General features: G+C 44.4%; 24 protein-coding genes and 3 tRNA genes. 10 read left to right on the forward strand and 17 right to left on the reverse strand.

Translation table 11 applies throughout. The annotated features are described in order from the left end of the window. Window positions 1-195: 195 nt before the first annotated feature. The 5 genes from pykF to QJR74_RS06940 all read right to left on the reverse strand — a co-directional run bounded on the left by pykF (window position 196) and on the right by QJR74_RS06940 (window position 3912). Window positions 196-1608, reverse strand: coding sequence for a pyruvate kinase PykF (pykF, locus tag QJR74_RS06920; RefSeq protein ID WP_304373809.1), 1413 nt, complete (start codon window positions 1606-1608; stop codon window positions 196-198). A 548-nt stretch (window positions 1609-2156) separates the two neighbouring features. Further along, window positions 2157-2233, reverse strand: a tRNA-Val gene (locus QJR74_RS06925). Window positions 2234-2250: 17 nt separating this feature from the next. Next, window positions 2251-2327 (reverse strand) — tRNA-Val (locus tag QJR74_RS06930). A 2-nt stretch (window positions 2328-2329) separates the two neighbouring features. Beyond that, window positions 2330-2406, reverse strand: a tRNA-Val gene (locus QJR74_RS06935). A 132-nt stretch (window positions 2407-2538) separates the two neighbouring features. Then, window positions 2539-3912, reverse strand: coding sequence for an MATE family efflux transporter (locus QJR74_RS06940; protein WP_304373810.1), 1374 nt, complete (start codon window positions 3910-3912; stop codon window positions 2539-2541). A 160-nt stretch (window positions 3913-4072) separates the two neighbouring features. Here QJR74_RS06940 and QJR74_RS06945 point away from each other — a divergent pair, with 160 nt between their 5' ends. Beyond that, window positions 4073-4687: a riboflavin synthase subunit alpha gene (locus tag QJR74_RS06945; protein WP_304373811.1), complete on the forward strand. Its 615-nt coding sequence runs from the start codon at window positions 4073-4075 to the stop codon at window positions 4685-4687. A gap of 43 nt (window positions 4688-4730) precedes the next feature. Here QJR74_RS06945 and cfa read toward each other — a convergent pair whose 3' ends face one another. Next, complete coding sequence (gene cfa, locus QJR74_RS06950) at window positions 4731-5879, reverse strand: cyclopropane fatty acyl phospholipid synthase (protein WP_304373812.1); 1149 nt, start codon at window positions 5877-5879, stop codon at window positions 4731-4733. 208 nt (window positions 5880-6087) lie between these two features. Then, window positions 6088-7257 (reverse strand): purine nucleoside transporter PunC, encoded by a 1170-nt coding sequence (punC, locus tag QJR74_RS06955; RefSeq protein ID WP_304373813.1) that lies wholly within the window; start codon window positions 7255-7257, stop codon window positions 6088-6090. A 102-nt stretch (window positions 7258-7359) separates the two neighbouring features. Here punC and punR point away from each other — a divergent pair, with 102 nt between their 5' ends. Next, entirely contained in the window at window positions 7360-8262 is a 903-nt protein-coding gene (gene punR / locus QJR74_RS06960) for a DNA-binding transcriptional activator PunR (RefSeq protein ID WP_304373814.1), read from the forward strand. On the opposite strand, the gene purR is transcribed toward punR, so the two are convergent. Then, window positions 8259-9284, reverse strand: coding sequence for an HTH-type transcriptional repressor PurR (gene purR, locus QJR74_RS06965; RefSeq protein WP_304373815.1), 1026 nt, complete (start codon window positions 9282-9284; stop codon window positions 8259-8261). The two genes, punR and purR, sit on opposite strands and share 4 nt — an antisense overlap. 199 nt (window positions 9285-9483) lie before the next feature. Next, entirely contained in the window at window positions 9484-10269 is a 786-nt protein-coding gene (locus tag QJR74_RS06970) for a C40 family peptidase (protein ID WP_304373816.1), read from the reverse strand. A gap of 345 nt (window positions 10270-10614) precedes the next feature. Here QJR74_RS06970 and QJR74_RS06975 point away from each other — a divergent pair, with 345 nt between their 5' ends. Continuing rightward, window positions 10615-10947 carry a Grx4 family monothiol glutaredoxin gene (locus QJR74_RS06975; RefSeq protein ID WP_304373817.1) on the forward strand — a complete coding sequence of 111 codons (333 nt, stop codon included), beginning with the start codon at window positions 10615-10617 and terminating at the stop codon, window positions 10945-10947. 14 nt (window positions 10948-10961) lie between these two features. On the opposite strand, the gene rnt is transcribed toward QJR74_RS06975, so the two are convergent. From rnt to nemA, 3 genes are all read right to left on the reverse strand, one after another. After that, window positions 10962-11633 carry a ribonuclease T gene (gene rnt, locus QJR74_RS06980; protein ID WP_304373818.1) on the reverse strand — a complete coding sequence of 224 codons (672 nt, stop codon included), beginning with the start codon at window positions 11631-11633 and terminating at the stop codon, window positions 10962-10964. Between the two features lie 74 nt (window positions 11634-11707). Beyond that, a complete protein-coding gene (gloA, locus tag QJR74_RS06985; protein WP_304373819.1) occupies window positions 11708-12118 on the reverse strand; it encodes a lactoylglutathione lyase in 411 nt (136 codons plus the stop codon). Window positions 12119-12158: 40 nt separating this feature from the next. Then, entirely contained in the window at window positions 12159-13271 is a 1113-nt protein-coding gene (nemA, locus tag QJR74_RS06990; protein ID WP_304373820.1) for an N-ethylmaleimide reductase, read from the reverse strand. A gap of 131 nt (window positions 13272-13402) precedes the next feature. On the opposite strand from nemA, the gene QJR74_RS06995 reads away from it, so the two are divergent. Beyond that, window positions 13403-13642, forward strand: a complete 240-nt coding sequence (locus QJR74_RS06995; protein ID WP_304373821.1) for a DUF1289 domain-containing protein — start codon at window positions 13403-13405, stop codon at window positions 13640-13642. Here the strand turns inward: QJR74_RS06995 and QJR74_RS07000 are convergent. From QJR74_RS07000 to QJR74_RS07010, 3 genes are read right to left on the reverse strand one after another with little or no spacing between them, the layout of a single operon-like run. Continuing rightward, window positions 13634-15649 carry an FUSC family protein gene (locus tag QJR74_RS07000; RefSeq protein ID WP_304373988.1) on the reverse strand — a complete coding sequence of 672 codons (2016 nt, stop codon included), beginning with the start codon at window positions 15647-15649 and terminating at the stop codon, window positions 13634-13636. The two genes, QJR74_RS06995 and QJR74_RS07000, sit on opposite strands and share 9 nt — an antisense overlap. Next, window positions 15649-16515 carry an efflux RND transporter periplasmic adaptor subunit gene (locus QJR74_RS07005; RefSeq protein ID WP_304373822.1) on the reverse strand — a complete coding sequence of 289 codons (867 nt, stop codon included), beginning with the start codon at window positions 16513-16515 and terminating at the stop codon, window positions 15649-15651. The genes QJR74_RS07000 and QJR74_RS07005 overlap by 1 nt, the downstream gene beginning before the upstream one ends. A gap of 15 nt (window positions 16516-16530) precedes the next feature. Continuing rightward, window positions 16531-16761: a DUF1656 domain-containing protein gene (locus QJR74_RS07010; RefSeq protein ID WP_304373823.1), complete on the reverse strand. Its 231-nt coding sequence runs from the start codon at window positions 16759-16761 to the stop codon at window positions 16531-16533. 139 nt (window positions 16762-16900) lie between these two features. Between QJR74_RS07010 and slyA the strand changes: the two genes are divergently transcribed. Next, on the forward strand, window positions 16901-17344 hold the full coding sequence (gene slyA / locus QJR74_RS07015; RefSeq protein WP_304373824.1) for a transcriptional regulator SlyA: 444 nt from the start codon (window positions 16901-16903) through the stop codon (window positions 17342-17344). A gap of 94 nt (window positions 17345-17438) precedes the next feature. On the opposite strand, the gene QJR74_RS07020 is transcribed toward slyA, so the two are convergent. Continuing rightward, window positions 17439-17918, reverse strand: a complete 480-nt coding sequence (locus tag QJR74_RS07020) for a glycine zipper 2TM domain-containing protein (protein ID WP_441007638.1) — start codon at window positions 17916-17918, stop codon at window positions 17439-17441. Between the two features lie 209 nt (window positions 17919-18127). On the opposite strand from QJR74_RS07020, the gene anmK reads away from it, so the two are divergent. The 5 genes from anmK to uhpT all read left to right on the forward strand — a co-directional run bounded on the left by anmK (window position 18128) and on the right by uhpT (window position 23775). Continuing rightward, the gene (gene anmK, locus QJR74_RS07025; protein ID WP_304373825.1) at window positions 18128-19249 is read left to right on the forward strand and encodes an anhydro-N-acetylmuramic acid kinase; all 1122 of its coding nucleotides are present in this window, start codon (window positions 18128-18130) and stop codon (window positions 19247-19249) included. Between the two features lie 30 nt (window positions 19250-19279). Continuing rightward, a complete protein-coding gene (pdxH, locus tag QJR74_RS07030) occupies window positions 19280-19939 on the forward strand; it encodes a pyridoxamine 5'-phosphate oxidase (RefSeq protein ID WP_304373826.1) in 660 nt (219 codons plus the stop codon). Between the two features lie 129 nt (window positions 19940-20068). After that, on the forward strand, window positions 20069-21343 hold the full coding sequence (tyrS, locus tag QJR74_RS07035) for a tyrosine--tRNA ligase (RefSeq protein ID WP_304373827.1): 1275 nt from the start codon (window positions 20069-20071) through the stop codon (window positions 21341-21343). Between the two features lie 52 nt (window positions 21344-21395). Next, window positions 21396-22265, forward strand: coding sequence for a pyridoxal kinase PdxY (gene pdxY, locus QJR74_RS07040; protein ID WP_304373828.1), 870 nt, complete (start codon window positions 21396-21398; stop codon window positions 22263-22265). A gap of 124 nt (window positions 22266-22389) precedes the next feature. Beyond that, window positions 22390-23775 carry a hexose-6-phosphate:phosphate antiporter gene (gene uhpT / locus QJR74_RS07045; RefSeq protein ID WP_304373829.1) on the forward strand — a complete coding sequence of 462 codons (1386 nt, stop codon included), beginning with the start codon at window positions 22390-22392 and terminating at the stop codon, window positions 23773-23775. A gap of 34 nt (window positions 23776-23809) precedes the next feature. On the opposite strand, the gene dtpA is transcribed toward uhpT, so the two are convergent. Beyond that, window positions 23810-25291: a dipeptide/tripeptide permease DtpA gene (gene dtpA, locus QJR74_RS07050; protein WP_304373830.1), complete on the reverse strand. Its 1482-nt coding sequence runs from the start codon at window positions 25289-25291 to the stop codon at window positions 23810-23812. Window positions 25292-25517: the final 226 nt, after the last annotated feature.

Below are 25517 nucleotides of genomic sequence, written 5' to 3' on the forward strand. Positions count from 1 at the left end.
AATATTTGTGATAGATGTGAGTTCAGACCGAGGAAGAGAGAAATAGTTCAGGCTAAATAAAAAAAACGTAAGAAAACTGCTTATAGGAGTTAACGAATTTTTTATTAATTAACGAGTCAAATAAAAAATTTAAAATAGGCAGGATGACTTAATAAAAAAAGGCCAGGTAACCTGACCTTTTATAATTTTTATTACTTATACAACATGAACAGAAGCTGTATTGGTTGTACCACTCGGTACTAATGCGCCAGATACCATAACGACAACATCGCCTTGCTGAGCAAAACCTTCCGCTAAAGCAATCTCTTTACCAATTCGGTAAAAGTCATCAGTAGAGGCGATTTCAGGCACAAGATGAGTAGTAACACCTTTAGTTAGCAGAAGCTGACGAGAAGTCGTTTCGTTATCAGTCAATGCTAAAATAGTGGCTGAAGGGAAGTACTTACGAATAGATTTCGCAGACTTACCGCCTTTAGTTGCCACAATAATAAGGGTTGATTCTAATTTTTCGGCTGTTTCGACTGCACCGCGACAGACTGCCTCAGTGATACGTAATTTACGGCCTTCTTTCAGTTCATCAATTCGGCTTTTCATTACAGCATCAGTGCGCTGACAGATAGTTGCCATGATGGTGACCGCTTCAAGAGGATATTTTCCTTTTGCACTTTCACCTGACAACATGACTGCATCAGTACCATCTAAGATTGCGTTCGCCACATCACCGGCTTCAGCACGGGTTGGACGAGGGTTCTTAATCATTGAATCTAGCATCTGTGTCGCAGTGATCACGACTTTTCTTGCTTGATTACATTTCTTAACCATCATTTTCTGAGCAAAGATAACTTCTTCAACGGGAATTTCTACACCAAGGTCCCCACGTGCCACCATGATGCCGTCAGAAGCTTCTAAAATTTCATCGAAATTATTAAGACCTTCTTGGTTCTCAATTTTCGAGATAATTTGAATATGCTCGCCACCATACTGTTTCAGATGCTCGCGAATTTCTAGGACGTCAGAACGCTTACGAATAAAAGATGCGGCGACAAAATCGAGGCCTTGCTCACAGCCAAATACCAGATCACGTTTGTCTTTTTCAGAGAGGGCAGGTAATTGAATGGAAACGCCAGGTAAATTTACCCCTTTGTTTTCACCTAAGTCCCCATTATTGAGCACTTTACACACTACGGTGTTTTCAGTCACTTCAATAACTTCCATCCCTAGCAGACCATCATCGACTAATACTGTATTACCAATGCTAAGATCCGCAGCAAAACCAGAGTAGGTGACGGCGACTTGTTCATTATTACCAATGACTGATTGGTCGGTAGTGAAAGTGAACGTCTGTCCAGCCTGCAAGGAAACATCATTGCCACCTTCAAGCTTCATTGTACGAATTTCAGGCCCCTTAGTATCAAGAAGGATAGCTGCCTGATGCTGGGTCTTAGCCACCACTGCACGGAGGTTTGCTATCCGTTGGCCATGTTCTGCATAGTCACCATGAGAAAAATTTAGACGCATAACATTCATTCCTGCATCAAGCAGTTTAGTTAGCATCTCTTCTGATTCAGTTTTTGGGCCGATGGTACAGACGATTTTTGTCTTTTTCATAATATTTGTCTATTCGTTGAATGGGTGAACTTATGCGGGGTAAAACCTATGACGCCCGCTGGGAAAACTTCTAAAGTGGAGTAGAGCGGATTCTTTAAACTGACAAGGAAATCTTTGAAACGATGGAAATAGCCTGCGCAGAGGGAGTCAATACGCATTAAACTTGAATTAGGGCGAGTGGTGAGCACTCTGTTTAGTAAGGATCTTATCACGCTATTCGTAAAGACCTTTTCAGTGGGTAACTCAATTATTATAGTCATTTAGTTACTGGAAACCAAACAGAATTCATCTCGCGTGTATAGCCCATTAACAAAATTATGATACGACACCATATACTTAACGAACTGGTTGTGTTGCGAGCGGCAGTGTTGCCAAGTCAGAGATGAGATATTTTTGATAAGCTAGAAGGTCGAACAGGACTAAAATCTTATTGGTAAGTGGCAACCCCAGCGCATAGAATTTTTGGTTGGTCTTGATGCAACGCGTGAAAAGATTGCATTGGTGATGATAAGACTTAGGAATAATTAAGAGGGTGTAAATTGAGATGATGGTGCGTCCGAGTGGACTCGAACCACCGACCCCCACCATGTCAAGGTGGTGCTCTAACCAACTGAGCTACGGACGCACAAGATAATGATGTTTTGGTGCGTCCGAGTGGACTCGAACCACCGACCCCCACCATGTCAAGGTGGTGCTCTAACCAACTGAGCTACGGACGCACTGGTGCGTTCTAGTGGACTCGAACCACCGACCCCCACCATGTCAAGGTGGTGCTCTAACCAACTGAGCTAAGAACGCAAACGCTGCAAGTAAGCAGCGGGACGAATAGTAACGGCAACCAATGCGACTGGCAAGTAGAAAACATGAAAAATCTGTCGAATGGTTGACATCTAATCAGAGCGTAGACTTTTTAGTCATTTTGAGCTCATTTTAACGACTGGCTCGGCTGAGAATAACGGTAGCTGGTTTTTTCTGTAGTGCGATAATTCGCATTACCATCAGCACGGCCGCAGAAGTTAAGCCAATAATAAACCCACACCAAAATCCAGCAGGGCCCATACGAGGCACAATGTAATCAGTAAGTCCCAGAATGTAACCACTTGGAAGGCCTAAGATCCAATACGAGACAAAGGTGATATAAAAGATTGCGCGAGTATCTTTATAGCCGCGCAATATACCGCTACCAATAACTTGTACGCTATCTGAACATTGGTAAATCGCTGCCAAAAACATGAGCTGACCTGCTAAAGCGACTACTGCTGGGTCATGATTATAAAGACGCGCAATTTCATGCCGGAAGATAACGGTGGCTATCGCCGTACAGCAAACAAAACACAACCCAACTGCTTGTGAAGTCCAAGCGGCAACTTTTGCGTCTTCAGTCGACCCTCGTCCTAATTGGTAACCCACACGGATAGTACTCGCAATCCCCATCGATAGCGGTATGACAAACATTAATGAGCTAAAATTCAGCGCGATTTGATGTCCTGCCACCTCGACCACACCCAGAGGTGAAACTAATATTGCCACCACCGCAAAAAGGGTAACTTCAAAAAATAGGGCTGAAGCAATGGGTAAGCCCAAACTGATTATGCGGCCGATAACTTGTAGATTTGGCTTCACCCAGCGATTCGTTGGTCGTATATCTTGTAAGCTGGGCGTTCTTTTAGACCAGATCCACAGGGCAAAAAACATCAACCAATAGACTGACGCCGTGGCAACACCGCAACCTACACCGCCTAGTGCCGGCATCCCGAAGTGGCCATAAATAAAGATATAGTTAATGGGGATGTTACATAGCAATCCAAGAAAGCCTACCACCATACTAGGTTTAGTCTTAGAGAGACCATCACATTGATCACGGATGACTTGAAAGAAAAGAAAGCCTGGTGCACCCCACATTAACGCGTGCAGATATCTTTCAGCGATATCGGCCATCTGTGGATCGATCCCCGACATTGCACGGATGAAAATACCGGCATTCCAAATGATGGCAATGACTAGGATGGAGAGAAAGGTGGCGAGCCAAAGCCCTTGTTGGACATGGTTACCGACTTTATCTCTTCGACCTGAGCCAGCTAAATGGGCGACAGTGGGCGTAATAGCCATTAAAATTCCCAAGGCAAAGAGTATCACTGGCAACCAAATCGAGGTTCCAATGGCAACGGCAGCCATATCAGTTGCACTGACTGAACCTGCCATAGTGGTATCAACGAAGCCCATCGCCGTTTGTGAAACTTGCGATAGAATGACGGGAATCGCTAATATGAGTAATTGTCTAGCCTCGTTAAAATATTTTTGCAATGGTTGTCCTTGATTCTAGGGTTAGTCCTTCAGCAGGCTATCATCCCTGAACTGATCAGATTCATAAAGAAGAAAAGCGTTTTTATTTTCTCATACCGCATTGGCGAGTCATGGTAGTCGCTCATTGTGTGATAATCTGGAACAAAATAAGGGGGAAGAGATGTTTACTGGTATTGTGCTGGGCACCGCTGAAATTATTGAGATAAATGAACAACCACTCTTTCGGACGCATAAGGTGTTATTTCCGGTTGAATGGCTTGATGATCTCCAAATTGGAGCATCTGTTGCACATAATGGCTGTTGTCTAACAGTCACGGCAGTAGAAGGGAACATAGTCAGTTTTGATTTAATTAAAGAAACACTTCGTGTCACCAATTTAGGCTTATTGACGGTCGGCGATCGTGTCAATATTGAACGAGCGGCAAAATTTTCAGATGAGATCGGTGGGCATTTGATGTCCGGACATATTATGGCCCAAGCCTCGGTCACGAAAATTATTCAATCAGAGTTTAACCGAGAAGTCTGGTTTGAAATTAATGATCAGAGCCTAATGAAATATGTATTACATAAAGGTTTTATCGGTATTGACGGCTGTAGTTTAACTATTGGTGATGTTACCGAACGACGTTTTTGTGTCCACCTTATTCCAGAGACCTTAGAACGGACTTTACTTTCTGAGCGTAAACTCGGTGATAACGTCAATATTGAGATTGATACACAAACACAGGCGATTGTTGATACTGTCGAAAGAGTGCTTCACAAAAATAAATTATAAAAAAAGCTCCTTAGGGAGCTTTTTTTTTGGGGCAGCAAAATTCTCAGCGAGCAACGCGTAGCCCACCATCAATCCCGCGACTGAATACCACTTGCCAGAGTTGGATATCACGTGAACGAAACGCACCCGCACAGGCATTCAAGTAATAGGAAAACATACGTTTAAAACGGGGATCGTAACGTTGAGATAATTCAGGCCATGCCGTCAGAAAGCGCTCATACCATGCCATTAACGTTTTGTCATAGTCGGGGCCGAAGTTATGCCAATCTTCCATGACAAAGTGCGGTTCACTGTATTGTGCAATATGGTTAACCGAGGGTAGGCAACCATTAGGGAAAATATATTTATCAATCCACGGGTCGACATGAAGATCAGTACGATTTGAACCGATAGTATGTAATACAAAGATACCATCTGGTTTGAGATTTCTCGCCGCCACATCGAAGTAGGTTGCATAATTTTTGGGACCTACATGCTCGAACATCCCTACAGAGACGATACGGTCAAATTGCTCGTTGAGATCACGATAATCCTGCAGCAAAATTTCAACATCTAGTCCAGTACAGCGCTGTTGAGCCATTTTTTGTTGCTCAGCAGAAATCGTCACGCCTTTGACCTTAACTTGATAATGTTTAGCGGCATATTCTGAAAGCCCGCCCCAACCACAACCAATATCTAATAAAGTCATCCCCGGTTGCAGTTGTAATTTACGGCAAATGAGATCCAACTTAGCTTCTTGAGCAGCATCAAGATCAGATGCTGACGACCAATAGCCACAAGAATATTGCATATAGGGGTCGAGCATTAATGAGAAAAGGTCATTTCCTAAATCGTAATGTTCTTTCCCAACGATCCAAGCCCGTTTCCTGGATTGGAGATTAGTGAGTCGCGCGGTAGCAATACGTAAAGTATCTTTAAAATGATGCGGGAGTTGATGATCTAATTTGTGGCGTAAAACCTTCGTGAAAAATATATCTAGGCGGTCGCATTCCCACCAACCATCCATATAACTTTCACCTAAACCTAAAGAACCTTCTTGTAAAACACGTTTAAAAAATTGTTGATTGACGACACGAATATCACCCGGTCGTGAGCCGTTAATTTGAATATCTGCACTGTCGAGTAGCTCCTGTGCAATACGAAACCAATGATCTTCTTTGAAAGTAACTTTTTCAATACATGACGTAGACATATGCGTATATCACCTGTTCAAATAACACACCACGCTTGGAAGCGGTTGCATGACTTTCTGGAGAAAGGTAAACAGCTATTCATCAGTGACTACTAATTATTTTTATGAGGTGATTGAGTAAAGTTTTGTAGGACAACAACCACCAAAATCAGTATAGGACCGACTTCGGTGGAGTTCAATAGCGAATAAATAACTAAGTAGAAATGGGTTAGCGGGGGGAGTTATCAGCGGATGACTGGTAGAAAAAACCACACAGTGCCAAAATTACAGTGGATGCCATGGCAATTACCGTAACCGTAACCACTTCTTCGATCTGTGAAGAAACCCAAAGGCTGTATAAAAAGCATAACCCGAGTTGCGTAAAGTTTTGTACTGAAGCGGCTTTGCCGCTGTGCTCAGGAAAAGCCTTTAACGCTTTCGATACCACTATCGGATAAATGGCGCCGTTGGCCATCGCCATTATGCAGAAGGGTACGAGTAAGCTAAAAAGAGTAGGTGTTAGCCATAAACCGACGATAAGTAATCCTAAAATACTGATCAAGTACGCCAATAGAAGCCAAGGTAAGAGTTGTTCACCTTGATAACGGTTAAGTAATGCACGGCAACCAAACCCACCAATCAAAAAGGTGACAGTTTGTGGAATATAGCTAAGTCCAATTTCACTCGGGCTTAGGCCCAATTGTCCCATAATAAAAGGCGATCCGGTTAACCAGGCGAAAAAGCTTGCCGAACACGCTGCATAGATAACAATGTTCCCTGTAAATTGTGGCTGTAGAAGGAGGGTCTTATAAGATAAGGACTCAACGTCAACTGCCGTGGATCGAGTAGTGGAGGGCAGTAAGTAGAGGGTTAGTCCTAATAGCACACCGCTAATTAAAGTTAATGTTGTGAAGATTGCTTGCCAATCAAAATGGGTAAGTAGCCAAGCACCAATCAGTGGAGCAAGAGCTGGTGAGAGGGCCACCAGCGGCATGATCGACGCGAACATTTTATGCGCCTTCTCTTTAGGGAAATGATCAAGCACCAAAGACTGCCAGCACACCGCTGCTGCACAAACGCCACAAGCTTGGAGAAATCTTAACGCCAATAATAGGCGAGCATCTTTCACCCATACTACCGCTAGGCAACTTAGGGTGAATATCGACAGACCATAGAGCAGTACAGTTCGGCGGCCAATTTTATCTGATAACGGCCCCCAAAATAATTGCGCACAACAGAATCCTGCCAAGAACAAACTTAAGCTGGCGCTGACCATATTCGCACTTGTCACCAGATAGTCTTGCATCGCGGTAAATGCAGGAAGATACATATCGGTTGCCAAAAAGCCGAGCATACTCAGTAAAGCGAGATAAATAAAAAAGAGTTTTGGATGTTGCATGGAGCGTCCTAGTCAAAATAATCCGAGGAGTGTAAAAGGATGCAGACTTGTTTGTAAAACGGTAATATTTGCCAACATCCTTCAAAATAATTGAAAGCAACTATGTGGTCAGAATATACCTTAATGGTAATTGATAGTGTGGCGCGCAATGGAAGTTTTTCGGGTGCGGCTCAGGAACTACATAGAGTTCCTTCTGCGATCAGTTATTCAGTAAAACAAGTAGAAGAGTGGTTAGCTGTCGATGTATTTGAGCGGCGCCATCGTGATGTGGTATTAACTCCCTCTGGTGAGCACTTTCTCGCTGAAGCGCGCAGTGTTATCAAAAAAATGAATGGCACTCGTCAACAATGTCAGCAACTTGCCAATGGTTGGAGGGGCCGTTTCTCTGTAGCCATTGATAGGATTGTGAAACAGACTCGAGTCGAACAGCTCGTCTTGGATTTCTATCGTCATTTTCCAGATGTTGAGCTTCATATTAATGATGAAGTTTTCAATGGCGTGTGGGATGCGTTAGCGGACGGACGGGTTGATATGGCGATCGGCGCAACGCAAGCTGTCCCAGTATCTGGGCGCTTCAGTGTTCGCGATATGGGTAAACTCTCTTGGCGTTGTGTCGTGGCTCACGATCATCCTTTGCGGGGAGAAACATTCATTAGGGAAGAAGACTTACGAGTATGGCCTTCCTTAGTCATTGAAGACACCTCAAGGGTTCTCCCACGTCGTGATACTTGGACATTGGATAATCAACGCCGTCTAGTTGTACCGAATTGGTCGGTAGGAATACGCTGTGTACAAAATGGTCTATGTGTTGCGATGGTGCCGTCGCACATTGCAACGCTTTACCTTAAGCAGGGGACACTTGTCGAATTACCGATTAGCTATCCAGATAGCCCTTGTTACTTGAGTTGGCGAGAGAATAGTTTTTCACCAGTGTTACAATGGATATTGGATTATCTGGGGAATACAGCCACTCTCAATCAAGAGTGGCTAGAGGCGAAGGATTAACGGCGATAATCCCTGTAAGGGCCATCAATAACAGAACGCCGTTCAACCAGTTGAGGATGAATTTCAAGACGTTGCGCCTCATCGCGTTTATTGACAATACGATCGAGTAGCATCTCAAGCGCTTTTTCGCCTAATTCAATTTTAGGTTGATGAATGGTCGTTAGGGCGGGGCTAAAATAACGCGAATTACGGATGTTATCATAACCAATGATCGAAATATCTTGAGGCACATTCAATCCCTGCTCATTGGCGGCGCAAATAGCCCCCATAGCCATTACGTCACCACCACAGAACACGGCAGTGGGGCGTTTTTTCTGTGAAAGGATCTGCTGCATGGCCAGATAACCCGATTCTGATTCGAAGTCCCCTTGTACAATCCACTCCTCGCGAGGGATAATGCCTTCATCATTTAGCGCCTTAATAAAGCCTGCTAAACGCCCCCCACCTGTGTGGCGCTCCATCTGACCAGGGATACAGCCGATATCTCGATGGCCACGATCCAATAGGTAACGGGCGGCTAAATGTCCTCCCGCAAAAGCATTATCTTCAACAGTATCGGTAAAATTGGCGTGAGAACTTCCCCAATCCATCACCACCATCGGTAATTGGCTATGCTCTTCAAGCATTTTCAACAGAGAATCAGGATACTCGGCACACATCACCATTAAACCATCGACACGTTTTTGCGCCATCATCGAGAGATAGGCCCGTTGTTTTTCAAAGTCAGTATGGGCATTAGCCAATAATAGTGTGTAACCATGTTGAAAACATTTTTTTTCAATCGCTTCAATGATCTCTGCCCAATATGGGGCTTCTACTGACGTCGATAATAAACCAATAGTCTTGGTGGTATTGACCTTTAAACTACGTGCAACAGCACTGGGCGAATAGTGAAGGGCATTAATGGCCTCCCAAACTGTTTGCTGTGTTTGTTCGGCAACGAAACGGGTTTTATTAATAACATGAGAAACAGTGGTGGTGGAAACCCCGGCGAGTTTTGCCACATCTTTTATCGTTGCCATGAGGGGAATCTCCTAGGAAAGCGTTTGCGTTTGCGCAACTTAAAATTAAGGGGGTGGATTCTAGCAGGCTAAAAGGGGTAAAACGAGCTTTTTGCGCAACGCAGCTAAATCGTTTACAAATCGTTACCTTGGAAAGTGTTTTTAGTCGGTAATAAAAAATCCCCGACAGAGCGGGGATTCGTTGGTAAGCAATTTATGGCTATCGAACCGAGTTCGGCGTCATGACTCGTCGAGCGCCAATATAATGTTTTTGCCAATACTCACCAGTGAGATCGGTAATTTGGATATCTTTGCCAGTACGAGGTGATTGAATAAACTTACCGTTGCCGACATATACTCCAACATGGTCGGCAGCCCCCCGGCGATGGATACGAAAGAACACCAGGTCACCTTTTTGAAGTGAATTTCTTTTTACTGGAGCAGCGTCACGTAAGTGATACATTTCGTTGGCCGTACGTGGAATCTTAAATTTAACTAAATCCTTATAAGCATAATAGACTAGACCGCTACAGTCGAAACCGGTATGCGGAGAAGTACCGCCCCATTGATAAGGTTTACCGAGCTGATTCATCAACTTATTCATCGCCGTCTGACGTGCTTTTTGATATTTCTGGTGGTGCGTAGCACTCATTACCATCGCCGCAGAGTGGGGTGAGGCGATACGGGTGTTATGACGAGCCAGTACTTTTTGACCTGCGTAATATTTTTTGCGAGTGAGGCGTGACTGAGCAAGTTTTGAAGATTTAGTTTTAGGCGGGGTAGAAAGCTTTTTCTTAGCAATATGCTTAACTTTGTGGGGTTCAGAGTGTTTGGCCCGTTTGCTAGCTGTTTTAACCTGTTTGCGCTTTCGGCGTGTGTCTTCTGCCGCGACTTTCTTGACTGATTTATGCGCAGTGGCATTGAGATGTCGTTGTGGGGCTGCCTCAGCGACATTAAAAAAAAGTTGCATAAATGCAAGTATTGAAAGCGTAATTATTAGCCGCATATTTAGTATTTAGTCAGTGTTGTACTCAAAAAAGAGTCAGTGAGTAAAAATAACCTCTGACAACGTTGTCAGCCCCATAAGCCATTCTAATCCAGAACTTTTCAAAAAGTTAAGCGAGAATTCAATTAAATCTGTTACTAAGCGTGATTGCGATAATTACTTATGTATCAATTTTACCCACTGCGGTTAAATAACCTTTTTTATTGTGATCTGAGTCACATATTTATCGACTAATAAGATAATTCTTATCTGGAGGCAACTAACTAATTAAACTAGCAAGGAATTTCACACCGGCTAAGATAAGCGGTACACTGTAAGAAATTAAGCTGTTGTTGAGGAAGCAAAATGAGCACTTTAGAAAAAATTAAGACACAAATCTCTGAAAATCCAATTCTTCTTTACATGAAAGGGTCCCCTAAATTACCAAGCTGTGGTTTTTCTGCGCAAGCTGTTCAGGCGCTATCAGGGTGTGGTGAACGTTTTGCTTACGTGGATATTCTACAGAATCCAGATATTCGTGCTGAACTCCCTGCCTACGCTAATTGGCCGACTTTCCCACAACTGTGGGTCGACGGTGAATTAGTAGGGGGATGTGACATTATTATGGAAATGTATCAGCGTGGCGAACTGCAATCTCTTATCAAAGAGACTGCAGACAAATATCGCGAAGTAGAATAACTTCAGATTATTGCTTAAGTGGCGGGGCCGTTTTCCGCCACTTGTTGCGCCTCACTTGCCAGCGGCCATCCACCAAGACGTTTCCATCTATTCACTAGTTCACAAAAAAGCGCAGTCGTTTGTTCAGTATCGTAAAGAGCACTGTGCGCTTGTTCACTATCAAAACTCATTCCAGCACTAATACACGCCTTAGCGAGCACAGTTTGACCTAATACTAAGCCACTTAGCGCTGCAGTATCGAAGGTGGCAAAGGGATGAAAGGGATTACGTTTCAAGCTAGCGCGCTGTGCCGCAGCCATCGTAAAGCTATGATCAAAATGGGCATTATGCGCCACAATGATAGCTCTTGAACAATCTGCCTCTTTCATGCCTTTTCTGACCATTTTAAATATCGCGTGCAGGGCATCGTATTCACTGACGGCATTTCGCTCAGGATCGTTGGGGTCTATTCCGGTAAAAGCTAATGCTTCGGGATGAAGGACCGCTCCTTCGAAAGGAGTGATATTAAAATGAATTTTTTGATCTTCAACTAACCAGCCATCTTCATCCATTCGCACAGTAATCGCCGCAATCTCTAATAAGGCATCTGTTTCGGCATTAAAACCAGCGGTTTCGACGTCAATCACAACAGGGTAAAATCCACGAAAACGGTGTTTGAGTAGGTGGGGGTTAGCAGTATCTGACATCTGTTTCTCAATTACAGTGAAAATGGTCGGCAAGTATGACAAAAACAGGGCCGCGGTGCAGCCCTTAACCATGATTAATCGTTATTTAATCCAAGACCTGCGTCTTTTTTCTCGATTAACTCGATTTTATAACCATCGGGATCTTCAACGAAAGCGATAACCGTTTTCCCGCCTTTAACCGGTCCGGCTTCGCGAGTGACGTTGCCGCCAGCTTGACGAATACGTTCACAGGTTTCAGCCGCTGAATCGACTTCTAGCGCGATATGGCCGTATCCTTTACCTAAGTCATAGCTTTCTACGCCCCAGTTATAAGTGAGCTCCAGTACCGCACCTTCAGATTCTTCCGTGTAACCGACGAAAGCGAGTGTATATTGGTACTCAGTATTTTCGCTGGTTCGTAAAAGGCGCATACCTAGTACACGGGTATAAAAATCAACCGCACGGTCTAGATTGCCAACACGGATCATGGTGTGTAAAAAACGCATAAAACCTCGTTATATTGCTCGTAATCAGTGGAATAGGATATCAGTTTTTTGTTTGAGGTAAAAAGGGGTAATCAATGTACCCATGTTCATCGCCGCCATAAAAGGATTCTGGATGTTGCGCATTGAGTGGTGCCTTTTGCGCAAAACGTTCGACCAAATCTGGATTGGCAATAAAATCGCGACCAAAGGCAACGGCATCGATTAAACCTTCTGTCAGAAGTGCTTCACCTTTTTCTAGGGTATAAGCCCCTGCACCGATGATTGTTTGGCTAAAACCAGCACGTACCGACTTCCTAAAGGATGCAGTATAAGAGTTACCTCCTGCCCAATCTGGCTCGGAGAGATGTAAATAGGCAATGCCAAAACGATTCAACTGTTCAATTAGCCAAATCGCATCCTCTTCTTCATGTGGGCCATTCCCTAATGCTTGGAAGGTTCCAACGGGTGAGAGACGTATACCAATGTGTTCAGATCCCCAGACACGTGATACAGCTTCAATAATCTCGAAAACGATCCTTGCACGGTTTTCACGATTTCCGCCGTACTCATCAGTCCGTTGATTTGACTCCGGTGATAAGAAGGTATGTAGCAAGTAACCATGCGCTGCATGAAGTTCAAGCAGATCAAATCCTGCTTGTTGAGCGTTGATTGCGGCTTGCTCGAAATCTTTGACCACTTGCTTGATTTGCGAACGACTCATTTCTTGTGGCAGCGTGGTTTCACTACGATAAACTTCCCCTTTTTCATTCTTTAATGAGGTTCTGGTTTGAGAAGGTAAGGCTGAAGGTGCTTGAGGTGCAGCATGATTAGGTTGTAACGAAGAGTGAGAAATTCGGCCAGTGTGCCAAAGTTGTACGGCAATTTTCCCGTTATGGGCATGGACTGCGTCGGTAATCTGTTTCCATGCTTTGATTTGCTCGTCAGTATGTAATCCGGGAGCACCAGCATAGCCTTTAGCTTCGAATGAGACTTGTGTGGCTTCAGTAATGATTAAACCTGCAGAAGCGCGCTGCTGGTAATAGGTTTTCATCAACTCAGTAGGAATATCACCCGGTTCGATGCTGCGTAAACGGGTTAGAGGTGCCATAAAAATACGGTTTTGCGTAGTGATAGCACCTAGCTTCAATGGGGAAAAGAGGGATAACGTTGACATAATATACTCCTGCTATAATAAATGGGTTAATCACAGAGTAGTTTTCGCGACCTTTCTCGGCAAGGGGGTAAGGCCTCCATCGCACAGAACAACAAGTCGAGTTTAGTAAGAAGGTAAGTATGGGAGGAGCTATGGCAGAGCAACTTGAAATGTTTTTACTGCCGAACCCCTGCAGGGGGCTATGCCAAGCCAATGCAAGAGGATACTGTCTAGGCTGCTTTCGCAGTCGTGAGGAGCGCTTTGGATGGCTAGGTTTCACTGATACCCAGAAACTCAATGTGCTACGACTCTGCACGCTGCGGCGACGCGCGGCGCAGCGAGTTATACCGAATTTTTCTGAAGAAGATAGTGGGCAGGGGGAACTATTTTGAAGGTTGAGGTGGCACCGAATAACTGAGTTGCGCTAATGAGCATTTTAGGCGCCACAAAATACCTGCTAAGCGAATCGCATCAGCTTCCTTGCTTAGCGCTAGTTCATTGCACTGGGTGGTGAGATCCGTCAATACAGTCTCTAACTGAGAACTATGAACGCCGCGTTCACTGATAACATTTTGTAAAACCTGAAAACATCGGTCGCGCTGTGCGAGGAGTAATGGCGAACTGGATTTCCATGCTCTTAATTCCCAAACAATGTGCGCACAATTATGTAATACAACCCCCCAACGCAATAACCAGAGCTTTGCTTGCGCCTGTTTACTGGACTTTAATTGGTTAATATGAAAATAGAGCCGAGACTCATAATGATTTCGAGTAGCATAAGGTTTAGGTCGAAGTTGGTCTAAAAAACCGCGGCGAATGGCTTTAATATGGCGAAGGCTTTTACGATCATCAGAACTTGGCCGAATTAAAACGAATGCCAACCAAGCGAAAATCACCCCACATACTTTTGCGACATCACTGTTCAGTACGGTACCGTAATCCCAAGTTGGGGGGTTACTGACTGAGATAAAAGAGCCCATGAACACTACGATCTGTCCCCAGAGGGCAGCTCGCTTGGGAAATAATAACTTGAATAACTGTAACGTGATAATCAGTGGGAATAACACCCATAGAAAATGCCAAAGCTGCGAGACTTGAATCATTATGCCGAATTTAAAAATAAAACTTAGTACGCAGAGAATGAGTAAGGTCTTCAACAGTAAGGTGACGCTAGCAGAGGGAGAGGGCGCTGAGGAGTAAAGCACGCAGGCGATAGCGGTTAACGTCAGCGCTGCAGGACCTTGATCCCACTGAGTATAAATTTGAAAGGTACAACCTAACACAATAGCAAAAAATGTCCTTGCGGCGCTCAGCAATGCTTCGGCACGGTCGGACTCTAAGGCTAAGGCAGGAACCTTAGGCGGAACTAAAGGTTGGTTAGGATCCGCACTATTGACCAGACGCGTCCAGCGTTGCACATCCAAATAAACCCAGCAGAAATAGCGAAGACGGCTCACGAAAGCGAGCTGCCGATAATCGCCAAGTGTTATATCTGGCGTGATGGAGCGTAAAATTTTTGCCAATTTATACTTATTACAATCTGGCTGCTCTAATTCAGTGAGTAGTAAATCGATGGCTTTATACAATGATGGTGGAGCTTCTGGCCAATTTAATAACATTCGGCGTAAACCTGATAATACGCCGGTTAATCGCAGTTGTTGATGTAGAACGTAATTCAAAACACGGTTCTGGCGGCGATACCGATAGTGACTCCAATAAGCTTGAATACGCAGTAGATTGGTAGTCAGTATTTGGCTAATCATGTTTTCATGTGCAGTTTGCGCATTATCCGTTGTCTCTTTGTTTAATAACAGACGTGCGTGTTCTAATAATCTGGCCTGCATTTGGCTGAGGGTTACCATTAAGGTATCCCCATCAGAAGTGCTTGGAAGTAACATCATCATTAATCCAGCACTCAAAATGCCTGTAATCGCTTCGCATACCCTAGCTTGAGCAATATCCCATAATTGACTAAATTCTGTGATATTGACAGTGCTGAAAGCGATCAAGGCTGCGGTATATCCCGCGAGAGAGAAGGCATAGGCAACATTATTCTGATGTAAATTGGCGATCCAGGTACAAAAGCCTAACCAGGCGGCAAAACTTAATGTGAATAACCAAGGGTCGTTAAGCGTATTGCCAGCGATCAGTACTGCCGCTAGGGCACCCACTAAACTGCCCACGATCCGACCTAAGCTTTTACTGATTGCACCACCGACAGTTGGAAAACTTACAACTGCAGCGGATGTCATGGCCCAATAGGGCTGATCAAGGTTCAAGCTGTATGCAAAACTCAAAGCTAAACACATTGCCAGAGTGTTGCGTAATGCATAACGCCATTGGGCTCGTGTTGCGCGAATCCAAGGTAAACTATGCCATGCTAGCCACTGCCACGACATCAGTGTGCATCCGGATGGATGACGATAGTGCAAGTTGTCCCCGCCACCAGTAACTGTTGTTGTGGCAGATTAGTTAACGCAATCCTCACCGGAACGCGTTGGGCGAGCCTCACCCAAGGAACAGTGGGTTTGACATCTGGAACTAAGGAACTGTCAGAATCGATACTTTGGTCACTGATAGCCCGACCAATGCTTTCTACTCTACCGGTTAATGAAGTATTATCACTATATAAAGTTAATGTTGCGGCTAATCCTGTGCGGATATGTCGTAATTTAGTCTCTTCGAAATAACCCACGACATAAAAGGAGTGGCTATCGACCAAGGCGAATAACGGCGACCCAGTATTAATATAATCCCCTTTACGCAAATGAAAGTTAGTGACCCAACCATCGACGGGGGCAACTATTCTTGTTTGTGAAAGATTCCATTGCGCTTGGTCCACATTCGCTTTGGCGGCAAGCATAGCAGCCTTCATAGCACTGGCAGACTGTAAGTAACTGTCTTGATCTTCTTGCGAAATGACATTGTTCGAGAGCCGAGAGCGTCGCGACGATTCATGGTCAGCTTTGCGTAAGTCGGCTTGACTCTTAGCGAGTTGGGCCTGAGCATTTTCTAACGCTATTTGGTAAGGACGTGGATCAATTAAGAGTAAAAGATCTCCCTTATGTACAAACTGGTTATCCTTTATTGGAAGATCGATTAAACGACCTTCCACCTCTGACGCAACTTTCACCATCTCTGCATGGACTTTACCATCACGCGTCCAAGGTGATTGCATATAATAATTCCACATCCACCATGCGGCTAACACGGCAATCCCGAAGGTAAATAAGGTTGAAAAATAGCGTAATGCATTAAATTTCATATGAATTATCCAAAACTATCCCAGTAATGCTAGCGCGCTAGAAACACAAATGAAAAACAGTGACAAATCCAGTAAGGTTGGATGCCATACTTGTCCGCTATAAATTTTATGACGAATCAAGGGGTGGATAATCAGCCAAAAAAAGAAACCAAGAAGTACAGATTTAAAAATAGGGGGAAAAAATAACATGTCGCCAACTACGAAGTCAGTTAACGCCGAAGTCAGAGGAAATTGAGACGCTAGCATTATTAAATCCCTTATTTAACTATATAAGTCTTAAACAAATGACTATTTTAACCGATACTTATTTGTAATTCCGAAAAGGAAAACGGAAAATAGTCTAAAACTGACTATACTACTTAGCAAACTAATTATAGGTAAAGTTATGGAATCTTCACTGGGGATAGATTTAGCAAGACTCGTGCGCCTATGGCGTGCAATTATTGATAATCGTTTAAAACCACTAGGTTTGACACAGACACTTTGGGTCACATTACATAACATACATGAGTTACCTGATGAACAGTCACAAATTCAACTTGCAAAAGCGATAGGCATCGAGCAACCCTCACTTGTAAGAACCCTTGATCAACTTGAACACAAAGGGCTTATCGTTCGTTCAGCTTGTGCGGAAGATCGCAGAGCAAAACGTATCTCGTTAACTGAGCAAGCTGCCCCTATCATCGAACAACTTGAATCTGTCATCGTTCAAAGCCGAAATGACATTTTGAAGGGACTCTCCGACCAAGAGCGGCAACAACTGAAAAGTTTAATCGCCCGTTTGGAAGTGAATATTGTCGAAATTCAAAAAAATGAGTTGAAAGGTTAAAAAGTAAACGTTGCGATGAATAATTACTAAAGACCTGGTTGACAGACAAAAAACCCCTCCATGGAGGGGCATTTCATTATGAGTCGTTGAATACCTATCGACGTGGTGAAACCGTGACTTGGCTACCGTTAGTAGCGATAGCAACTCGTTGTCCTGGGGAGTATCGAGTCGCGGCTTGTTTTTGAACCACCATGATAGTGTTACCATCGTCTTTACGAATTTCAAGTTCAACACCATTCGAGGTATTCACTGCACCTTGAACGCCTTGACCCGCTACACCACCTAATATCGCACCGCCAGCGGTTGCTAAGCTGCGGCCTGCACCACCACCGATGGTATTACCCAAGAAGCCGCCCAATACCGCACCACCAATAGCACCTAATGCATTACTGTCATCACCGCCCTGGATCTTGACGGGTCGAACCGATACTAAGGTACCGTAAGAAACGTTTTGAACTTGCTTAGCCTCACTGGCAGAGTAGACATCCCCTGATAATGAGTTATCGTTCACACATCCTGTTAGGGTCATTGCAACAGCCATTGCGGCGGCAACAGTCGAAAACCGTTTTAACATTTGAAACTCCTTTCAATTGTGAGTGCATTATCAACGATGCAAGCATTAGAAATCATTTTAAGTATAGTACAATCTATTAATAGGATTCTAGCCTACTGGTTTTGCCTAGAGTGTAGCCAATTAACTTGAACCATAACTCAATATCCAGCAATAGTTTTGCTTATATGAGTCACGGATAATAAAAAACCAACTTTTACGGGAGTGGTTAAATGCAAACAGGGCGTTATATCGGCGTGATGTCAGGGACAAGCTTAGATGGTATCGATGTGGTACTTGCGGCGATTGATCAAAATGTCGTGGCGTTACAAGCGAGCTACTGTCATCCCATGCCATTAGAGATCCGTCAGCAAATTTTAAATATAAACCAAGGGCAGTCGGTGACGTTGTCACAAATAGGGCAGCTCGATACGCGTTTAGGGCGTCTTTTTAGTGACGCAATTTTAGCGTTAATGGCTCGTGAAGGCCTGACCAGACGAGATGTAGTCGCGATTGGTTGTCATGGACAAACGGTTTGGCATGAACCTCAGGGAGAGGCACCTTTTAGTATGCAACTGGGGGATAATAACACGGTGGCAACCCGTACAGGTGTTACCGTAGTAGGCGATTTTCGGCGGCGTGATATGGCGTTGGGGGGGCAAGGTGCGCCTTTAGTGCCTGCTTTTCACCGAGCGTTGTTGACACACCCTAATGAACGCAGAGTTATCTTAAACATTGGTGGAATAGCAAATGTATCATTACTCTCGCCCGGGGAAGTGGTAAGAGGGTTCGATACTGGTCCTGGTAATATCCTCATGGACGCATGGATCTGGCATCATCACCAGAGGCCTTATGATAAAGATGGTCAATGGGCGCATTCGGGCCACGTTGATTCAGCACTACTGGAAGCAATGTTAGCGGATCCATGGTTCCAACGTCCTGTCCCGAAAAGTACTGGACGTGAATACTTCAATTTTGGTTGGATTGAGGAGAAATTGGCAAATTTTCCCCCCATAGCAACCGAAGATGTACAAGCGACGTTACTCGCGTTAACCGCTATCAGTATCACGGATTTGGTCAACCAACAGGGTAAATGGGATCGCTTGTTGGTCTGTGGGGGGGGCGGGCATAATAAAGTATTAATGCAGGAGATCGCCTCCCGAATTCCCACCACACAAGTCGCCCTTACCGATGAAGTGGGTATCAGTAGCGATGACATGGAAGCCCTAGCCTTTTCTTGGCTAGCTTATCGCACGGTATCAGGACTCCCCGGGAATTTACCCGCGGTAACCGGGGCGAAAGATTTCACGGTATTAGGGGCTATCTTCCCCGCAAACCCCCTTGATGGACGTTAAACAACCCTATAAGTGAGAGAGTGAAAAACCATGAGTCATGCTAGCGATCCTTTTGCCAAACTAACCGATATCCGTCGTGAGTATACCTTAGGGGGATTACGTCGTGAGCATCTACCTAATACACCGATGGAACTATTCAACCAATGGTTAGCACAGGCATGTGAAGCACAATTACCCGATCCTACCGCTATGTGCGTCGCTACCGTTGATAATCAAGGACAGCCGTATCAGCGCATTGTATTGCTTAAACATTTTGATGAACAAAGTATGACCTTCTATACCAATTTGGGGAGTCGTAAAGCGCAACACCTACAAGAAAATAACCGTATTTCTTTACATTTCCCTTGGTACTTTTTAGAACGACAAGTAATGGTGATAGGGCGTGCTGAAAAGCTACCTATCTCGCAGGTCATGACTTATTTTCATTCCCGACCTTTTGAGAGCCAAATTGGCGCATGGGTTTCACAACAATCTAGTCGCATCTCTGGGCGCAGCGTACTGGAGACCGCTTTTCAACAAATGAAGCAAAAATTTCAGCAAGGTGACGTCCCGCTACCCAGTTTTTGGGGAGGATATCGCGTGACCATTGAAGCAGTAGAGTTTTGGCAGGGAGGGAAACATCGTCTTCATGACCGATTTATCTATCAAAAACAGGATGATTGCTGGAAAATTGATCGCCTTGCGCCATAACTCGTAAATTAATGCGTTCAGTGCTGGCACCTTTGCTCGGAGCGAATTATTCTATGGCGCTAACTTTAATCGCCGGTGGCGGAAACTGTGTACCAGTTTAGGTGCAGACTGTTCAACGTGGAGTCATTAATGACCAGTAGTAACCTTATCCAACAATTGCAAGAAAGAGGGCTGATCGCCCAGGTAACGGATGAAAAGGCGTTATCAGAGCGACTGGCACAAGGGCCTATTGCACTGTATTGCGGCTTCGATCCTACCGCAGATAGCTTGCATCTGGGGCATTTGGTGCCACTGTTATGTCTCAAGCGTTTTCAAGATGCCGGTCACAAACCTGTCGCGCTCGTCGGGGGGGCCACTGGGTTAATTGGTGATCCAAGCTTTAAAGCGGCTGAGCGTAAATTGAATACTGAAGATACCGTTCAAGAATGGGTCGAAAAAATTCGGCGTCAAGTTTCACCTTTTCTTGATTTCGATTGTGGTGAAAACAGTGCAATCGCTGCCAACAACTACGATTGGTTTGGCGGTATGAATGTATTAACCTTCTTGCGTGATATTGGTAAACATTTCTCAGTAAACCAAATGATCAATAAAGAAGCCGTTAAACAGCGCCTAAACCGTGAAGACCAAGGTATCTCTTATACTGAGTTCTCTTATAACCTGCTTCAAGGTTATGACTTTGCTTGCCTGAATAAGCAATGTGGCGTAGTGCTACAAATCGGCGGATCCGATCAATGGGGTAATATCACCTCAGGTATTGATCTCACTCGCAGAATGCATCAAAACCAAGTCTTTGGTCTGACGGTACCGCTGATCACTAAGTCTGATGGGACGAAGTTTGGTAAAACGGAAGGCGGCGCCGTCTGGCTTGACCCAGTAAAAACCAGCCCTTATAAATTCTATCAATTTTGGATTAATACGGCTGATGCCGACGTATATCGCTTCTTAAAATTCTTTACCTTCATGACGATAGAAGATATCAATGCGCTCGAAGCTGAAGATCAACAAAGTGGTAAAGCGCCGCGTGCGCAGTACGTGTTAGCGGAAGAAGTTACTCGTATGGTACACGGTGAGTCAGGGCTAGAAGCGGCAAAACGTATTACGCAAAGCTTATTTGCTGGGACATTAAGTGAGCTTACTGCGAGCGATTTTGCACAATTAGCACAAGATGGTATGCCAACCATCACACTTAGCCCAGAAGCTGATCTACAACAAGCTTTAGTCTCAGCGGAATTGGTACCTTCTCGTGGTCAAGCTCGGACAATGATTAGCTCTAAAGCCGTTTCGGTCAATGGCGCTAAACAAGAGGATGCGGAGTATCAGTTTACAGACAGTGATAAGTTACATGGAAGATTTACGTTATTGCGTCGTGGAAAAAAACACTACTGCCTGATTGATTGGGCTTAGTAAAAGGGGCCGGAAACGGCCTTTTTTTATTGATAATAATAGACATACAAACATGAAAAATATCTTAGCAATACAATCCCATGTTGTTTTTGGTCATGCAGGTAATGCCGCAGCAGAATTTCCGATGCGTAGAATGGGCGCTAACGTCTGGCCTTTAAATACGGTTCAATTCTCAAACCACACGCAATATGGACAATGGAAAGGTACAGTGATGCCCGCTGAGCATCTCACTGATATTGTGCAGGGCATTGCTGCGATTGATCGCTTAAAAACCTGTGATGCAGTGTTGAGTGGTTACTTAGGGTCAGCAGAGCAGGGCGAAAAGATCGTAGAAATCGTGCAACAGGTTAAGGTGGCTAACCCTAATGCATGGTATTTTTGTGACCCGGTCATGGGACATCCCGAAAAGGGCTGTATCGTGGCACCAGGCGTAGCAGAATTTCATTGTCAAGTGTCATTGCCTGCCAGCGATATCATCGCGCCTAACTTGTTAGAACTTGAAATGCTTTCAGGCCGCACGGTTGATGACTTGAGCGGAGCGATTGAAGCATGCCGTTCACTGATCGCTAAAGGGCCGAAAGTGGTGTTAGTCAAACACCTGTCACGCGCAGGACTACGAAGTGACCAATTCGAGATGTTACTGGTCACAGAAGAAGAAGCCTTGCATATTCAGCGTCCATTAATTGATTTCGGCGTAAGGCAGCCGGTAGGCGTGGGCGATCTCACCAGTGGACTGCTATTGGTCAATCTATTGCAAGGCAAACCCTATGACCAAGCACTTGAACATATCACTGCTGCGGTGTATGGGGTAATGCTTAAAACTCATAGCATGGGAGAATATGAATTGCAGCTGGTGGCTGCACAGGATGAGATTGCGATACCAAGCCATCATTTCAGTGCTATGCGAGTCGATATCATTTAATCAAAATGTGACCTTTATCCGAATTATAGAGGTCACACTCTAATAAAGTTGATAAACAGCATCATTTTCCTCACCAAAATCCCCTAAAATTTTTCCACGTAAACGCTCATGGAAGAATGGGAATATGTTCGAATTTTTGAAGCAAAAACGGCTACCAACATTAGATCTCCCTGCCAGTGTACGTCGTAAGATGTGGTTTAAACCCTTCATACAGTCTTATCTTGTCGTATTCATTTGTTACATGACCATGTATCTGATTCGCAAAAATTTTAATATTGCGCAAAATGATATGGTGTCCACTTATGGGCTAAGTTTGACACAGCTAGGATTAATTGGATTAGGATTCTCAATTACTTATGGTATTGGGAAAACGTTACTTTCCTATTACGCTGATGGCAAAAACACTAAGCAGTTTTTACCCTTAATGCTAATACTTTCCGCTATCTGCATGCTGGGGTTTAGTGCGAGCATGGGCTCGGGATCTGTGGCGCTCTGGCTTATGGTCGCCTGTTATTCACTCAGTGGTTTTTTCCAAAGTACCGGCGGGTCTTGTAGCTATTCAACGATAACTAAATGGACGCCGCGTGGTCAACGTGGCACCTATCTAGGGTTATGGAATATTTCCCACAATCTTGGCGGTGCGGGTGCGGCGGGAGTGGCCTTATTTGGGGCACACGTTTTCTTCAATGGTCACGTCATCGGAATGTTTATTTTCCCGTCTATCATTGCTTTGGTGGTAGGTTTTGTCGCATTACGCTTTGGTGATGACTCTCCAGAGGCTTATGGCCTAGGGGATACTGAAGCGCTTTTTGATGAGCCGAAAAGCGAAGAAGATGAAGATGCTGAGGATGAAAATTTAACAAAATGGCAAATATTCGTCACTTATGTTCTCAAAAATAAAGTCATTTGGTTGCTCTGTTTTGCCAACATCTTTCTTTATGTGGTACGAATTGGAATCGACCAATGGTCAACGGTTTACGCTTACAATGAACTAAAACTTTCTAAGGAAGTCGCGATACAAGGGTTCACTCTTTTTGAAGCGGGCGCTTTAGTGGGGACTTTACTTTGGGGGTATCTCTCCGATTTAGCTCGTGGACGCCGAGCCTTAGTCGCCTGCATCGCACTCGTTTTTATCATTATAACCTTAGGTATCTATCAGCGTGCCACGGAGGAATGGATATACCTTACATCGTTATTTTTCCTAGGATTCATGGTATTTGGCCCACAACTACTGATTGGCGTCGCAGCGGTAGGTTTCGTTCCGAAAAAAGCGATTAGTGCAGCAGATGGTATAAAGGGGACTTTTGCCTACTTAGTCGGAGATAGTTTTGCAAAACTGGGCTTAGGGATGATTGCGGATGGGCATTCGATTTTCGGTATGTCAGGATGGGCTGGAACCTTTGCAGCCTTAGATGCCGCAGCCATTGGCTGTATTACTATTATGGCTGTCGTAGCGATTCTTGAAGAGAAGAAGATACGCAGTATCGCGAGGCGAGCAATATCTCGCTAGAAAAGAAAAACCCGTCCAAGGACGGGTTGATTTATTAATCGTTCGCGTTACGTGTCATGCGTTGTAATAAAGGAGAAACTAACAACATAACGATAGCGATAACTAGCGTGAATTGGCCAATTTGCATGAAGACATTACTGTATACCTGTAATGACTGTAGGGGATCCACGACATTTTCAGGAACGGCCATACGATTAGCCACTTTACCGGCAATCATAGCGGCACCAGCGGTGGTTAAGAACCATGACCCCATGATAAAGCCCATAAGGCGTTGTGGCACCAGTTGTGCGACCATTGCCAGACCTAAGCCAGAAATCATCAATTCACCAATACTCTGTAAGGCATAGCTTAGAATAAGCCAGTTAACAGAGACAATACCTTGCTGTGATGCCATCTTTGCGCCAAGGGGTAAAACTAAGAAGGCCGCAGAACATAAGAACATGCCGATGGAAAATTTATAAGGCATCGGTAGACGATCACCAAGCTTATTATAGATTACGGCTAAGAGTGGGCTCGCAAGCATAATCCAGAATGGATTCAAGGCTTGGAACTGCTCGGGTTGGAAAGTAAAGCCTAAGAGTTGGTGCTCAACGTTATGGATTGCAAAGAAGTTTAACGATGTCGGCATTTGCATATACAGGACAAAAAAGACAATCGCTTCAAGCATCATGATAAAGGCGACAATCATTTTACGACGATCGGCACCCTTTAATTTAAGGGTCTCTTTCAAGAACACCAATACAATACCAACAGCGATTACCCCTAGCGCCATACGGGCGATATCTTGATGATGTAATAACCAGGTAGCTAAAGCCACCAGAATAACCACACCAATAAGGGTCATAAACAGTTTACGCCACTGTAAGGGGGCAAAATCCGGCTTTGAACCGTAGTTTTTCACCATACCTTGGCAGAAAATAAAGTTGAGTAAAGTGATTACTAATCCGACCACAGACAATGAAAACGCTGCGCTCCAGCCATAGTTAGCGGCGAGAACCGGAGTTAACATCATCGATACGAGAGAACCGATATTGATCGACATATAAAACATGGTGAAAGCACCGTCGATACGAGGATCATCCTTTTCATAGCAAGTAGAGAGAAGCGAGGATGGGTTCGCTTTGAACAATCCACTGCCGACGGCGATAGTCGCCATCCCGATGTACACTAGTGCAATCTGGTGTCCAGAGAAGGCAATAAGACTATAACCCAAGGCTAAGACAATGACGCCCAGCGTTAACACACGCTTAGTTCCAAGAACTTTATCACCTAACCAGCCACCAATGGCAACCATGCCATACACCAGTGCACTGAAAGAGGAGAATAGGGTGATGGAGTCAGCTTCAGACATACCCAGCTGTTTTACAAGGTAAACCGCCATGATGGCTTGTAAGCCATAGAAGCCGAAACGTTCCCAGAGTTCAATTGAAAAAATGAGATAGAAAGCTTTAGGTTGCTTGAAAACATTCAAACTCACCTGTTCATTATTATGATGTTGTTTGTTTGCAGTAGACACATAAACCTCGGTGTTGCCAATCCTAAAAAAGCGTCAGGAATTGCTGTGATCCGCGGGGTAAACCACGAAGAATATTGATGTAATAAAATTGATAAGTCGGTAATGTGTCCGATTATTACGATCAGAGCAAGAAATTTTTCTTATATGGCTAAATAGTAATCTGATAGTGATAAGAAATGTGATAGACCTTACACACGATAGTAAATAGTCTTTAAAGATATTAACT

Source organism: Tatumella ptyseos (assembly GCF_030552895.1).
Classification (GTDB): Bacteria; Pseudomonadota; Gammaproteobacteria; order Enterobacterales; family Enterobacteriaceae; genus Rosenbergiella; species Rosenbergiella ptyseos_A.

Excerpts from the sequence above, each read along its gene's own strand:
- slyA (WP_304373824.1), top strand. The coding sequence starts at position 16,901 with ATGGAATCTTCACTGGGGATAGATTTAGCAAGACTCGTGCGCCTATGG.
- pykF (WP_304373809.1), bottom strand. The coding sequence starts at position 1,608 with ATGAAAAAGACAAAAATCGTCTGTACCATCGGCCCAAAAACTGAATCA.
- QJR74_RS06945 (WP_304373811.1), top strand. The coding sequence starts at position 4,073 with ATGTTTACTGGTATTGTGCTGGGCACCGCTGAAATTATTGAGATAAAT.
- rnt (WP_304373818.1), bottom strand. The coding sequence starts at position 11,633 with ATGTCAGATACTGCTAACCCCCACCTACTCAAACACCGTTTTCGTGGA.
- tyrS (WP_304373827.1), top strand. The coding sequence starts at position 20,069 with ATGACCAGTAGTAACCTTATCCAACAATTGCAAGAAAGAGGGCTGATC.
- anmK (WP_304373825.1), top strand. The coding sequence starts at position 18,128 with ATGCAAACAGGGCGTTATATCGGCGTGATGTCAGGGACAAGCTTAGAT.
- uhpT (WP_304373829.1), top strand. The coding sequence starts at position 22,390 with ATGTTCGAATTTTTGAAGCAAAAACGGCTACCAACATTAGATCTCCCT.
- punC (WP_304373813.1), bottom strand. The coding sequence starts at position 7,257 with ATGCAACATCCAAAACTCTTTTTTATTTATCTCGCTTTACTGAGTATG.
- nemA (WP_304373820.1), bottom strand. The coding sequence starts at position 13,271 with ATGTCAACGTTATCCCTCTTTTCCCCATTGAAGCTAGGTGCTATCACT.
- QJR74_RS07005 (WP_304373822.1), bottom strand. The coding sequence starts at position 16,515 with ATGAAATTTAATGCATTACGCTATTTTTCAACCTTATTTACCTTCGGG.
- QJR74_RS07000 (WP_304373988.1), bottom strand. The coding sequence starts at position 15,649 with ATGTCGTGGCAGTGGCTAGCATGGCATAGTTTACCTTGGATTCGCGCA.
- QJR74_RS06970 (WP_304373816.1), bottom strand. The coding sequence starts at position 10,269 with ATGCGGCTAATAATTACGCTTTCAATACTTGCATTTATGCAACTTTTT.
- gloA (WP_304373819.1), bottom strand. The coding sequence starts at position 12,118 with ATGCGTTTTTTACACACCATGATCCGTGTTGGCAATCTAGACCGTGCG.
- pdxH (WP_304373826.1), top strand. The coding sequence starts at position 19,280 with ATGAGTCATGCTAGCGATCCTTTTGCCAAACTAACCGATATCCGTCGT.
- QJR74_RS07010 (WP_304373823.1), bottom strand. The coding sequence starts at position 16,761 with ATGCTAGCGTCTCAATTTCCTCTGACTTCGGCGTTAACTGACTTCGTA.
- QJR74_RS06975 (WP_304373817.1), top strand. The coding sequence starts at position 10,615 with ATGAGCACTTTAGAAAAAATTAAGACACAAATCTCTGAAAATCCAATT.
- pdxY (WP_304373828.1), top strand. The coding sequence starts at position 21,396 with ATGAAAAATATCTTAGCAATACAATCCCATGTTGTTTTTGGTCATGCA.
- purR (WP_304373815.1), bottom strand. The coding sequence starts at position 9,284 with ATGGCAACGATAAAAGATGTGGCAAAACTCGCCGGGGTTTCCACCACC.
- cfa (WP_304373812.1), bottom strand. The coding sequence starts at position 5,879 with ATGTCTACGTCATGTATTGAAAAAGTTACTTTCAAAGAAGATCATTGG.
- punR (WP_304373814.1), top strand. The coding sequence starts at position 7,360 with ATGTGGTCAGAATATACCTTAATGGTAATTGATAGTGTGGCGCGCAAT.
- QJR74_RS07020 (WP_441007638.1), bottom strand. The coding sequence starts at position 17,918 with ATGTTAAAACGGTTTTCGACTGTTGCCGCCGCAATGGCTGTTGCAATG.
- QJR74_RS06995 (WP_304373821.1), top strand. The coding sequence starts at position 13,403 with ATGGCAGAGCAACTTGAAATGTTTTTACTGCCGAACCCCTGCAGGGGG.